Raw genomic sequence first — 12221 nt, 5'->3', positions numbered from 1 at the left:
GGATTCAGTCGTTGGCGCCGAAGGAGACGGGCAGATTGGGGGCGGCGGCGCCGGTCGGCGGGACCTGCAGGGTCTTGAGCGCGAACTCCATCACCTGCTTGTAGATCGGGCCGCAGATCTGGCCGCCGAAGTAGCTGCCCTTGGTGGGGTTCTGGATGGCGCAGTAGACGGTGACGGCGGGCTTGTCGGCGGGGGCGAAACCGGCGAAGGACGCGGTGTAGCCGTGGTAGCGGCCGGTCTTGGGGTCGACCCGGTTGGCCGTGCCGGTCTTGCCCGCGACCAGGTAGCCGGGGATGCGGGCCTTGACTCCGGTGCCCTCCTCGTCCCCGACGACCGACTCCAGCATCTGCGCCAGCGTCCTGGCGGTCTTCTCGCTGACCACCCGCGACTGCTTGGGCGCGGGCGCCGGCGCGAACCTGCCGTCGGGGCCCTTGGTGCCCCGTACGAGCGTCGGCTCGATCCGCACCCCGCCGTTGGCGATCGTGGAGTACACGGAGGCCGCCTGCATGGCGTTGAGCGAGAGGCCCTGGCCGAAGCGGACCGTGTACTGCTGGGAGGTGGACCACTTCTGCGGCGGGGCGAGGATGCCGGGGGTCTCGCCGGGGTAGCCGAGGCCGCTCGGCGAGCCGATGCCGAACTTGCGCAGATACGAGTAGAGGACCTGGTCGGCCTCGGCGTCGGTCTTGCCCAGCTGCTCGACCGCCAGGATCGTGCCGATGTTGCTGGACTTGGCCAGGACGCCGTTGAGCGTCAGGTTCCAGGTGGCGTGGTCGATGTCGTCCTTGAAGAGCCGGTCGCCCCGGTGCAGCCGGTTGGGCACGGTGACATGGGTCAGCGGCGTCGCCGCGTTCTCCTCCAGGACGGCCGCCATGGACATGACCTTGGCGGTGGAACCGGGCTCGTACGCGTCCTGGACGGCGGCGTTGCCCATCGCGGCCCTGTTCGCCTGCGAGAGGTCGTTGGGGTCGAAGCCGGGGGCGTTGGCCATGGCCAGCACCTCACCGGTGTCGGTCCGCTGGACCACCACATAGCCCCGGTCGGCCCGGGACTTGCGGACCTGGTCCGTGATGGCCTTCTGCGCCATCCACTGGATGTCCCGGTCGATGGTCAGCTCGACGCCCGAGCCGGGCACGGCCGGGGTCTCGTGGGTGCCCGCCGTGGGCACCCGGCGCCCGCCCGACTGCGCGTAGGTGATCTTGCCGTCCTGGCCGGCCAGAGCCTTGTCGAGCTGGGCCTCCAGGCCCCCGCCGCCGCGGCCCTCGGCGTTGACGTAGCCCAGTATCCCGGCGGCGAGGTCGCCGTTCGGGTAGACCCGCTTGCTGCTGGACTCGTTGAAGACACCGGCGAGCACATTGGCGCCGCGGCCGCCCTTGGCCAGGTCGGCGCGGGCCTTCCCGGCGAAGACCTTCTTCAGGTCCTTGATCTGGTTCCAGACCTGCGGGGTCTGGCGCCGGGCGAGGACCACATAGCGGCTCTTGGGCGTCTTCAGCTTCTTGGCGATCTCCTCCTGGTCCTTGCCGATCAGCGGCGACAGCAGCGCCGCGGCCTGCTCCGGGGCGTCGTCGGCCTTGCTGGACGCGGGGGTGAACAGCGACGGGTCGGCGGTGATGTCGTACGCGTCGACGCTGGTGGCCAGGGCGACGCCGGAGCGGTCGGTGATCTCACCGCGCTCGGCGGGCAGCGCGTAGCTGGCGTACCGGTTCTTCTCCGCCTTGGCGGAGTACGCGCTGGCGTCGACCGCCTGCACCTGGAGCAGCCGCACCACGAAGGCGATCATCACCAGCGCGAGCAGCACGCTGACCAGGCGCAGCCGGGGCCGGGGGCTGCCGAGCCTTATGCGGGCGGGGGCCTTGGGGCGGCGCTGCGCGGGGCGGGCCGCCGGACGCGGCCGCGCGGGCCCGGGCACCCGGCGGCGCGGAGGTTCCTGGGGGCTCACTGCGTCACCTGCCGGGGGTCGGGGAGGTCTTCGCGGGGGCGTGCGCCGGGGGCTCGGCGAGGTGCGGCGAGGCGGCCTGCGGGGTGCGCGCGGCGGGCTCCGGGGCGGGGTGCGCGGACGCGGCCGGTTCGGGCGCGGGGCGGGCCGGGGAGGCGGCGGGGGCCGGGGGCTCGGCGGCCGGGACCGTCACCGCCGCCCCCTGGACCAGCTCGGGGCTGAGCGCCGGGGACGGCTGGACGGAGCCCGCGGCGGGGACGCCCTTGACCGTGCCGTCCGGGTTGAGGAAGAGGGGGCTGCCGCCGGGGACCATGCCGAGCTCGGTGGCCCGGCGGGAGAGCGCGTCGGGGGCGGACAGGCCGTCCACGTCGTGCTGGAGCGCCTGCTGCTCGTCGGTGAGCTCGGTGGTCTTGCGGCGCAGCTCGCTCAGTTTGAACGAGCCTTCGTTGAGCGAGGAGTTGAGCAGCAGCAGACTGATGAGGCCGCCGCCCAGGAGCGCCACGACCAGCAGCACGAACGGGGTGCGGGCGGCGCTGCGCCCGCCGGTGGAGGGCAGCAGCCTGCCGAGCCGCGCGGCCCGCCCCCTGAACTGCCCGGCCGGTTCGCTCACAGATCCTCCCGGATGCGTTCCGCGCCCCTGAACCGGGCGGGGGCGGCCCGCCGGTTCTCGGCGATCTCCTCCTCCGTCGGCAGTTCGGCGCCTCGGGTCAGCAGCTTCAGACGCGGCTGGTACTGCTCGGGCACGACCGGCAGGCCGGGCGGGGCGGTGTTGGCGGCCCCGGCCGCGAAGACCTGCTTGACCAGCCGGTCCTCCAGTGAGTGGTACGACAGGACCGCGATCCGGCCGCCCACGGCGAGCGCCTTCACCGCGGCCGGGATCGCCCGCTCCAGGACCGAGAGCTCGCCGTTGACCTCGATGCGCAGGGCCTGGAAGGTGCGCTTGGCCGGGTTGCCGCCGGTGCGCTTGGCGGCCTGCGGCAGCGAGTCGCGGATCAGCTCGACGAGCCGGGCGCTGTTGCTGAACGGCTCCTTCTCGCGCTCGCGGACGATCGCCGACACGATCCGCTTGGCCTGCTTCTCCTCGCCGTACGCCCGCAGGATCCGCACCAGCTCGCCCGGCGGGTAGGTGTTCAGGACCTCGGCGGCGCTGACACCGGTGGTCTGGTCCATGCGCATGTCCAGCGGGGCGTCCTGCGCGTACGCGAAGCCGCGGTCGGCCTCGTCGAGCTGCATCGAGGAGACGCCGAGGTCGAAGAGGACGCCCTGGACGCGCGGGACGCCGAGCCGGTCCAGTACGTCCGGGAGCTCGTCGTAGACGGCGTGGACCAGCGTGGCGCGCTCTCCATAGGGCGCCAGGCGCTCACCCGAGAGCCGCAGGGCCTCCTTGTCCCGGTCGAGGGCGATCAGGCGCGCCTCGGGGAACCGGGTGAGCAGGGCCTCGCTGTGGCCGCCGAGGCCCAGGGTGCAGTCGACGACGACCGCGCCCGGCTCGGTCAGGGCCGGGGCCAACAGGTCCAGGCACCGCTGGAGCATCACCGGGACGTGTCGACTCTGTCCCTCCCGTCGCCCACCGCCACCCTTGCAAGGAAGCGCTTCGCGCCCTGTCACTTTGGCCCTCTCAGGTCCGGCGGACGCCGCGCATACTGCCGGGCCCCCGCCCTCCCCCGGCTGACGCCGGGAGGTGCCCCTCGTAAGGGGCGGGTCTGCTGGCGCCGGGGAAGTGGCGTCAGCCGACCGGCGAGCGGGAGGAGGCCGAGCCGTACGCACGCCGCGCACGCGGGGGGAAACTGTGCAACTGCTCTGTACTGCGGACACGAGGTGTGTCCCCGCAAGCGGGCCGGAGCGTGTCACCCCTCCCACTTCGCGTCACTTTAGTCCACCGGTCCTTTCGGTCAATCAACGGCCCAGCGCGTCGCGGGGTTCGCTTTTCACCCGTACGGATTACCGGTTAGCACTCTTGTGGGTTACCTCACAACCGACCGAGTTGACGGGATTTTTCCCTCTCCAGGACGCGACTGGACGATCTCCGGCGACTACCGTCATAGACATGTCGACTCCTGCGCACCGCCCCGCAGAGCCCCCCGTCCGCCCCCACCTCGCGGTCAGTGACGGAGGAACCGTCACGGACCGGCTGGTCGACGCGAACCGCAGGTACGCGGACGCGTTCAGCGACCCGGGCATGGACGCCCGGCCGGTCCTGCGCGTCGCCGTCGTGGCCTGCATGGACGCCCGGCTCGACCTGCACGCCGCCCTCGGCCTGGAACTCGGCGACTGCCACACCATCCGCAACGCGGGCGGCGTGGTCACCGACGACGTCATACGCTCGCTCACGATCAGCCAGCGGGCGCTCGGCACCCGCAGCGTCATGCTGGTCCACCACACCGGCTGCGGCCTGGAGGCGCTCACCGAGGACTTCCGCCATGAGCTGGAGGACGAGGTCGGCCAGCGCCCCGCCTGGGCCGTGGAGTCCTTCCGCGACGTCGACCAGGACGTACGCCAGTCCATGCAGCGGGTGCGCACCTCGCCGTTCCTGCCGCACATCGACGACGTACGCGGCTTCGTCTTCGACGTCACCACCGGTCTGCTGCGCGAGATCGACCCGGCGGACTGAGGCCTCGCCGGGCCCGAGCGGCTCTCGGGGGCTCTCGGGGGCTCTCGGGGGCTCTCGCAGGACAAGCGGAAGCATCGCTTCGGCATCTTTTCGCCGTGCCTTCGGGGATAAAAACACGGCAACCCCCGACATATCCCCTCCAGTTATCCACAGGCGAGTGACACAACGCGGCGACGGCAACAAGAATGCGGTTGTGACACCGTCCGAACGCCTCGGGCCAGGTGTCCGTATGTCGAGGTGGGCCGGGCCGCTCTCAGCGCGCCGGCCCACCAGGTAACTGGGGTATCCCTGCTCGACGAGCGCGGGGAAGGGCCGAGGAGGGCCGGGTGACGACCTATGACGAGCGAGCGAGCCTCACAGATCTGACCGCCACTGCGGAGCGTGTCCGCAGGTCGGTGGAGGGTGTGATCGAGGGCAAGCCCGAGGTCGTACGGCTCTCGCTGACCGTACTGCTCGCGGAGGGGCACCTCCTCATCGAGGACGTGCCCGGCGTGGGCAAGACCATGCTGGCCAAGGCGCTGGCGAAGTCCATCGACTGCTCGGTGCGGCGCATCCAGTTCACGCCGGACCTGCTGCCGTCGGACATCACCGGCGTGTCGATCTACGACCAGCAGCGGCGGGACTTCGAGTTCAAGCCGGGCGCGATCTTCGCCCAGATCGTGATCGGCGACGAGATCAACCGCGCCTCGCCCAAGACCCAGTCGGCACTCCTGGAGTCCATGGAGGAGCGCCAGGTCACCATCGACGGGCAGACCTACGAACTGCCCAGCCCGTTCATGGTGGTGGCGACCCAGAACCCGGTGGAGATGGAGGGCACCTACCCGCTCCCCGAGGCCCAGCGCGACCGCTTCATGGCCCGCGTCTCGATCGGTTACCCGTCGGCCGAGGCCGAGCTCCAGATGCTCGACGTGCACGGCTCGGTCTCGCCGCTGGACGATCTGCAGCCGGTGGCGCACGCGCACGACATCGTCAAGCTGGTCGACGCGGTCCGCAAGGTGCACGTCGCCGACGCGGTCCGCAGATACGCGGTGGAGCTGGTCGGGGCGACCCGCAGCCACCCGGACCTCAGACTCGGCGCCTCGCCGCGCGCCACGCTGCACCTGCTGCGCGCGGCCAAGGCGTCCGCCGCCCTGAGCGGCCGGGACTACGCGCTGCCGGACGACGTCCAAGCGCTCGCCGTGGCCGTCCTCGCACACCGCCTGCTGCCCACCGCCCAGGCCCAGTTGAACCGCCGCACCGCCGAACAGGTCGTCCTGGAGATCCTGCAGCGCACCCCGGTGCCGCAGGCCGGCGGCCCGCTCTACGGCCAGCAGCAGCCCGGCAACCGGCGGCTGTGATGGCGGGCGGCGGACCCTCGGCGGGAGCCGGACCCGAGGACGCCGAGAAGGGCGGCGTGCGCGCCGCCCTGTCCGGGCTCACCACCCGCGGCCGCTCGTTCCTGGCGGCCGGCATCGCCGCCGCGATCTGCGCGTACGTCCTCGGCCAGGAGGATCTGCTGCGGGTCGGGCTGCTGCTCGCCGTGCTGCCGCTGGTCTGCACGACGGTGCTGTACCGCACGCGGTACCGGGTCGCGGGCAGCCGCCGCCTGTCCCCCGCGCGCGTGCCCGCCGGCTCCGAGGCCCGGGTGCACCTGCGGGTCGACAACGTCTCGCGGATGCCCACCGGCCTGCTCATGCTCCAGGACCGCGTTCCGTACGTGCTGGGGCCCCGGCCCCGGTTCGTGCTCGACCGGGTGGAGGCGGGCGGCAAGCGCGAGGTGTCCTACCGGGTCCGCTCCGACCTGCGCGGGCGCTATCCGCTCGGGCCGCTCCAGCTGCGGCTCAGCGACCCGTTCGGGATGTGCGAGCTCACGCGCGCGTTCAGCGCGTACGACACCCTCACGGTGATACCGCGCACCGAGCCGCTGCCGCCGGTGCGGCTGTCCGGCGAGGCCGCCGGGTACGGCGAGGGGCGCCAGCGCTCGCTGGCGCTGGCCGGTGAGGACGACGTGATCCCGCGCGGCTACCGGCACGGCGACGACCTGCGCCGGGTCCACTGGCGCTCCACCGCGCGCTACGGCGAGCTGATGGTGCGCCGCGAGGAGCAGCCGCAGCGGGCCAGGTGCACGGTGCTGCTGGACACCCGTGACATCGCGTACGCGGGCGCGGGCCCCGACTCGGCCTTCGAATGGGCCGTCTCGGGCGCGGCCTCGGCGCTGGTGCACATGCTGGAACGCGGCTACTCGGTACGGCTGCTGACCGACACCGGCAGTTCGGTCCCGGGCGAGGGCGGCGGCGGGTTCGCCGGCTCCTCCCAGGACTCCTCGGACTCGGCCGGGCTGATGATGGACACCCTCGCGGTCGTCGACCACTCCGACGGCGGCGGCCTCTCACGCGCCTACGACGTGCTGCGCGGCGGCAACGAAGGGCTGCTCGTGGGGTTCTTCGGCGACCTCGACGACGAACAGGCCGCGGTCGCGGCGAACATGCGGCGGCGCAGTGGCGCGGCGGTCGCCTTCGTACTCGACAGCGACCTGTGGACGCACGGCTCGCCGCCGCCCGGCGGGCCGAGCCCGGCCGAGCGGTCGCTGCGGCTGCTGCGCGAGGCGGGCTGGTCGGCGCTCGCCGTGCCGCCCGGTGCGCAACTCGCCGCGCTGTGGCGCCAGGCGGGTCAGGAACGGACGGGCTCGGGCGCCTCCTTCACCAGCGCCACGCACGCGTCGGGAACCTCGGGAATGTCGGGAGCATGGTCATGAGCGGGCGCGGACGGCTGGCGCTGTGCGCCTTCGCCGCCACGGTGATGGCGTCGTGCTCGCTGTTGCCGCTGGTCAATCCGGCGAGCTGGATCCTGCAGGCCGCGTTCCTGCTGGCGATCCAGAGCGGGGTGGGCGCGCTGGCCCGGCGGGTGCCGCTGGCCAGGCCGCTCACCGTGCTGGCGCAGGCCGTGGTGACGCTGGTGGTGCTCACCCTGGTGTTCGCCCGGGACCAGGCGCTCGGCGGGCTGCTGCCCGGCCCGGAGGCCTTCGAGCACCTCTCCACCCTGCTCGGCCAGGGCTCCGACGACGTCGGGCGGTACGCGATCCCGGCGCCCGCGACCGACGGCATCCGCCTGATGGTGGTCGCCGGCACGCTGGTGATCGGGCTCGCGGTGGACGCGCTGGCCGTCACCTTCCGCAGCGCCGCCCCGGCCGGGCTGCCGCTGCTCGCGCTCTACTCGGTGGCCGCGGGGCTGTCGAACGGCGGGGCGAGCTGGCTGTGGTTCGTGCTCGCGGCCGCGGGCTATCTGCTGCTTCTGCTCGCCGAGGGCCGCGACCGGCTCTCGCAGTGGGGGCGGGTGTTCGGCGGCGCCGCGCCGTCCCATCGGCCGCAGGCACTGCTGGAGGGGGACGGCGCCCCGCTCGCGCCGGTGCGCACCGGGCGGCGGATCGGCGCGCTCGCGCTCGGCATCGCCCTGGTGATCCCGGCCGCGCTGCCCGCCATGGGCAGCGGGCTGCTCGGCGCCGGCGGCGGCAGTGGCGAGGGCGGCGGGGGCGGCACGATCTCGGCGGTCAATCCGCTGGTCTCGCTCCAGAACAGCCTCAACCAGCCCGAGGACCGCGAGGTCCTGCGCTATCGCACCAACGCGCAGGACAGCCAGGACATGTATCTGCGGATCGTGGCGCTCGACCAGTTCGACGGCACCTCCTGGAAGTCGTCCGAGCGCAAGATCAGGGACGTGCCGGACGTACTTCCGCAGCCCGAGGGGCTGAGCCCGGCGATCGGCACCGCCGAGATCAGGACGAGCGTGTCGGCCGCCGGCTGGTACACCCAGAACTGGCTGCCGATGCCGTATCCGGCGACCAAGGTCGACATCAGCGGGCACTGGCGGTTCGAGCCGGTCGGCCGGACCCTGGTCGGCGACCGGGGGCAGACCACGCGTGGCGCGCAGTACCAGGTCAGCAGCCTGCAAGTGCGCCCGACGGCGGACCAGTTGGCCTCGGCCCAGCCCGCGCCCGCGGCTCTCGTACGGGAGTACACCCAGGTCCCGCCGTCCCTGCCGCGCGTGGTGAACAGCACCGCCCGCCAGGTCACCAAGGGCGCGACCAGCGACTACCAGCGGGCCGTGATGCTCCAGGACTGGTTCGCGGTGCGCGGCGGGTTCACGTACGACACCCAGGTGGAGTCCGGCAGCGGTACGGAGGCGATAGCCCGCTTCCTCAAGGACAAGCAGGGGTTCTGCGTCCACTTCGCGTTCTCGATGGCCGCGATGGCGCGGACGCTGGGCATCCCGGCCCGGGTGGCGGTGGGCTTCACGCCCGGCGACCCGCGCCCGGACGGGACGATGTCGGTGGGTCTGCGGGACGCGCACGCGTGGCCCGAGCTGTACTTCGAGGGAGTGGGCTGGACCCGCTTCGAGCCGACCCCCTCGCGCGGCTACGCCCCCGACTACACCCGGCCGGACACCTCGTCGGGCTCGCCCGTCAACCCGGTGAAGCCCTCCGCGGGCCCCTCCGCGCAGCCCTCGGCCGAGCCGGCCCCCTCGTCCTCCTGCACGGCGCAGCAGCGCAAGCAGAACGACTGCGGCCCGGTCGCCCCGGCGGCCACCACGGTCGGCGGTCACAGCGGGACCCCGCTGGCCACCGTCGCCGCGGTGTCGCTGGGCGTGCTGGCCGCGCTGGGGCTGCCGCTGCTGCCCTGGCTGTGGCGGGTCCGGGTGCGGTCCAGGCGGCTCGGCGCGGGCGGGCATCCGGACGCCGACCCGACCGCCGCCACGCTGGCCGTGTGGCGGGAGATCATCGACACGGCCTGGGACCACGGCCTGGTCCCCGACGAGTCGCTGACCCCCCGCAGGGCGGCCGCGCGGATGGTGCGGCTCGGCCGGCTGGACGGCGCGGCGGCGGAGTCGGTGCACCGGGCGGCGAGCGCGGTGGAGCAGGTGCTGTACGCGCCACGGCCGCAGCCGGTGGCGGACCTCGCCGAGGATGCCCACCGCACCCGCGCGGGCCTGCGCGCCTCGGTCACCGCCTGGACCCGCCTGCGCGCGAACCTGGCCCCGCGCTCGGCCGTACGGGTGCTGTGGTCGGCCTCGGCCCGCTGGGAGAAGGCGACTGCGGGCTTGGCGGCGCGTGCGACGACGCTGATCCGGAGGCCTTCGCGACAGCGGGGGTAGGCGTTCTTCTGCGAACGCCGGGCGGGACTGTCAGCCCGTCCGGCGTTCGAGGACGAGCAAGGCCGCAGGCCGAGCGTTCCCCCCGCTCCGGCCTGCGGCCGACGCGGGTACCGGGGCACGTCATGCCCGCGAACACGACTGAGGGGTGATCACCTCACAGGTGATCACCCCTCAGCCACATCCAGGTGCAGGGCCGCCAGGCCTAGCGGCCGCCTTCGTCGCGGCGCCGCTGCCAGCGCTGCTCGATACGGTCCATCATCGACTGCTTCGGTGCGCGCGCGGCCTGCCGCCGCGTCGCACCGCCGCCGCCCGCCGGCTGCTCACCGCGCCGTGGCGCCTTGCGCCAGCCGGTGACCGCGAGCACGGCACAGCCGAGCATGATGAGGAACCCGACCACGCTGATCCAGATCCCCTGCCCGATACCAATCATGAGGAGCGCGATACCCACCAGGAAGCCAGCGACCGCCTGGTAGACCCGTCGTCGGGTGTACGTACGCAGCCCGCTTCCCTCAAGCGCTGTCGCGAACTTGGGATCTTCGGCGTACAGCGCTCGCTCCATCTGCTCGAGCATGCGCTGCTCGTGCTCCGAGAGCGGCACGGAGTCCTCCTACTCGTCGGTCGCGGGGGGCGACCGGATGCGGCCCCTTCAGGATAGGCAGGGAATCGCCCCCGTGAAACCCGCCCTCTACGCCAATTCGCCAATCCGAGCCGCCACGGCGGCTCGGCCGGTGGGGAGTCAATGCCCCATCGACCGACCCGCCATGCCGGACCATGTACCTCGATCATACGGGGCGGAGCCGCCGATCGGGTGGCCTGTGGCGTACTCCATGCGCTACGCCGTCCGGGACTGCGCCGCTGATCAGCGCCGGGACGGCCGGGCGCGGGCCCGCCGGGTGCCAAGGACGCGTGCGCCGGGTTCGCCCCGGATCGGTCCGCGCCGCCCGGCCGGGCTCAGGCGCGCTTCTCGCCCAGGACGTGGAGCTGGGTCGCCACGGCGTGGAAGGCGGGCAGCTCGGCGGCCGCCGCCTCCAGCTTGAGCAGCGCGTCCAGGGCGCCCGGCTCGGTGTCCACCAGGACCCCGGGGACCAGGTCGGCGAAGACCCGGACGCCGTGCACCGCGCCCACCTCGACGCCGGTCGCGGCGACCAGCGCGGTGAGCTGCTCGGCCGTGAACCGCCGGGGCACCGGGTCGCCGTCGCCCCAGCGGCCGGCCGGGTCGCCGAGCGCGCGGCGGGCCTCGGTGAAGTGCCCGGCGAGCGCGCGGGCGAGCACCGCGCCGCCGAGCCCGGCGGCGAGCAGGCTGAGCGCGCCCTCGGAGCGCAGCGCGTCCACCGCGTTGCGCACGCCCTCGGCCGGGTCCTCGACGTATTCGAGGACGCCGTGGCACAGCACCGCGTCGTAGCCGCCGCGCTCGACCACGTCGAAGAGCCCGAGCACATCGCCCTGGACGCCGCGCACCCGGTCGGCCACCCCGGCCTCGGCGGCGCGGCGCTCAAGGGCGAAGAGCGCGTTGGGGCTGGGGTCGACGACGGTGACGCGGTGGCCGAGGCGGGCGACGGGCACCGCGAAGTTGCCCGAGCCGCCGCCGGTGTCGAGGACGTCCAACGCCTCGCGCCCGGTCGCCTTGACCCGGCGGTCGAGAGCGTCCTTGAGGACGTCCCAGACCACGGCGGTACGGAGGGAGGCGCGGGGGCGCATGGGGTCCGGCACGGCAGTTGACTCCTCGGCGCGGTGCCGCCGCGTGACGGCGGGGCAAATAACGGTGAAGACCCGTCCACCCTATTGCCTCGCGTGCCCGCCCCGGCTCATCCCCGCACCTCACCCCCCGCGCATGCCGTCCGTCCCACCCGGCCCCGCCCCATGCCTCACCCGGCGTCCGGCTCCCGGGGCCTGGGCTGGGGCAGCAGCGGCTGGAGCACCAGGAGCCGTTCGACCAGACGCAGGAACATGGCGGCGTCCCGGATCAGGTCGTCGGCGTCGCGGCCCGTCGCCGCGCCCGGTATGCCCGCCTCCGCCCGGGCCCGGCGGGTGGCGCCCGAGGCGAACAGCGCGCTCCACTCGGTCAGTTCGGGCGCTATCTCGGGCAGCACCTCCCACGCGCTGCGGATCCGGCGGCGCCGATGGGGCGCGGTCTCGGGGCGGCCGCGGGCGGCGAGGACGGCGGCGGCGGTGCGCAGCGCGGCCAGATGCGCCGTCGCGTACCGCTCGTTGGGGGTTTCGAGCACGGCGGCCTCGTCCAGACCGCCGCGGGCCTGGGCGAGCAGATCGAGGGCGGCGGGTGGTGCGCCGTCCCGGCGCAGCACGGGGTGGATGTCGCTCGCGGGACCGGTCAGTGAGGGGGCAGGGCCGGTGGTGCGGTGCCGCTGGGCGGCTGCCGCGCGATGGCTGGCCATGACGAACCTCCTGTCGTCGTGTGACGGCGCTGTGGCCGTATGTGTCCATCGTGAGGGCCACCACTGACAATCGGCTTTCGCGCCCCCGCGGCCCGCCGCCGGGCCGCCGAGGGCCCGCCTCCGGCCCGCTCTTGACCTGCCCCTTTGTCCCGTACGC

At 73.6% G+C, this 12221-nt stretch carries 10 protein-coding genes; 4 read left to right on the top strand and 6 right to left on the bottom strand.

The annotated features are described in order from the left end of the window. Positions 1-4 precede the first annotated feature (4 nt). The 3 genes from ACGFRG_RS10390 to rsmH are packed head-to-tail and all read right to left on the bottom strand — an operon-like array spanning position 5 to position 3466. Positions 5-1936, bottom strand: a complete 1932-nt coding sequence (locus ACGFRG_RS10390; protein ID WP_361428115.1) for a penicillin-binding protein 2 — start codon at positions 1934-1936, stop codon at positions 5-7. 4 nt (positions 1937-1940) lie between these two features. Next, positions 1941-2543: a septum formation initiator gene (locus tag ACGFRG_RS10385; protein ID WP_361428113.1), complete on the bottom strand. Its 603-nt coding sequence runs from the start codon at positions 2541-2543 to the stop codon at positions 1941-1943. Further along, positions 2540-3466: a 16S rRNA (cytosine(1402)-N(4))-methyltransferase RsmH gene (rsmH, locus tag ACGFRG_RS10380; protein ID WP_361428111.1), complete on the bottom strand. Its 927-nt coding sequence runs from the start codon at positions 3464-3466 to the stop codon at positions 2540-2542. The genes ACGFRG_RS10385 and rsmH overlap by 4 nt, the downstream gene beginning before the upstream one ends. A gap of 514 nt (positions 3467-3980) precedes the next feature. On the opposite strand from rsmH, the gene ACGFRG_RS10375 reads away from it, so the two are divergent. The 4 genes from ACGFRG_RS10375 to ACGFRG_RS10360 all read left to right on the top strand — a co-directional run bounded on the left by ACGFRG_RS10375 (position 3981) and on the right by ACGFRG_RS10360 (position 9671). Further along, the gene (locus ACGFRG_RS10375) at positions 3981-4544 is read left to right on the top strand and encodes a carbonic anhydrase (RefSeq protein ID WP_361428109.1); all 564 of its coding nucleotides are present in this window, start codon (positions 3981-3983) and stop codon (positions 4542-4544) included. A gap of 326 nt (positions 4545-4870) precedes the next feature. Continuing rightward, positions 4871-5881 carry a MoxR family ATPase gene (locus ACGFRG_RS10370; protein WP_361428107.1) on the top strand — a complete coding sequence of 337 codons (1011 nt, stop codon included), beginning with the start codon at positions 4871-4873 and terminating at the stop codon, positions 5879-5881. After that, positions 5881-7278 (top strand): DUF58 domain-containing protein, encoded by a 1398-nt coding sequence (locus tag ACGFRG_RS10365; RefSeq protein ID WP_361428105.1) that lies wholly within the window; start codon positions 5881-5883, stop codon positions 7276-7278. The genes ACGFRG_RS10370 and ACGFRG_RS10365 overlap by 1 nt, the downstream gene beginning before the upstream one ends. Next, the gene (locus ACGFRG_RS10360) at positions 7275-9671 is read left to right on the top strand and encodes a DUF3488 and DUF4129 domain-containing transglutaminase family protein (RefSeq protein ID WP_393263054.1); all 2397 of its coding nucleotides are present in this window, start codon (positions 7275-7277) and stop codon (positions 9669-9671) included. Before ACGFRG_RS10365 ends, ACGFRG_RS10360 begins: the two co-directional genes overlap by 4 nt. A gap of 202 nt (positions 9672-9873) precedes the next feature. On the opposite strand, the gene ACGFRG_RS10355 is transcribed toward ACGFRG_RS10360, so the two are convergent. From ACGFRG_RS10355 to ACGFRG_RS10345, 3 genes are all read right to left on the bottom strand, one after another. After that, positions 9874-10269: a DUF3040 domain-containing protein gene (locus ACGFRG_RS10355; RefSeq protein WP_361428101.1), complete on the bottom strand. Its 396-nt coding sequence runs from the start codon at positions 10267-10269 to the stop codon at positions 9874-9876. 353 nt (positions 10270-10622) lie between these two features. Continuing rightward, positions 10623-11381, bottom strand: a complete 759-nt coding sequence (locus tag ACGFRG_RS10350; protein WP_361428099.1) for a methyltransferase — start codon at positions 11379-11381, stop codon at positions 10623-10625. Between the two features lie 155 nt (positions 11382-11536). Then, complete coding sequence (locus ACGFRG_RS10345; RefSeq protein WP_393263051.1) at positions 11537-12064, bottom strand: SAV_6107 family HEPN domain-containing protein; 528 nt, start codon at positions 12062-12064, stop codon at positions 11537-11539. Positions 12065-12221: the final 157 nt, after the last annotated feature.

It is taken from the genome of Streptomyces sp. NPDC048696, from assembly GCF_043198895.1.
Lineage (GTDB): Bacteria > Actinomycetota > Actinomycetes > Streptomycetales > Streptomycetaceae > Streptomyces.
This window is presented reverse-complemented; position numbering and strand designations above follow the sequence as displayed.

Bases quoted from the DNA above. Each gene is read 5' to 3' on its own strand.
- rsmH (WP_361428111.1), bottom strand. From the start codon at position 3,466: ATGCTCCAGCGGTGCCTGGACCTGTTGGCCCCGGCCCTGACCGAGCCG.
- ACGFRG_RS10375 (WP_361428109.1), top strand. From the start codon at position 3,981: ATGTCGACTCCTGCGCACCGCCCCGCAGAGCCCCCCGTCCGCCCCCAC.
- ACGFRG_RS10360 (WP_393263054.1), top strand. From the start codon at position 7,275: ATGAGCGGGCGCGGACGGCTGGCGCTGTGCGCCTTCGCCGCCACGGTG.
- ACGFRG_RS10365 (WP_361428105.1), top strand. From the start codon at position 5,881: ATGGCGGGCGGCGGACCCTCGGCGGGAGCCGGACCCGAGGACGCCGAG.
- ACGFRG_RS10345 (WP_393263051.1), bottom strand. From the start codon at position 12,064: ATGGCCAGCCATCGCGCGGCAGCCGCCCAGCGGCACCGCACCACCGGC.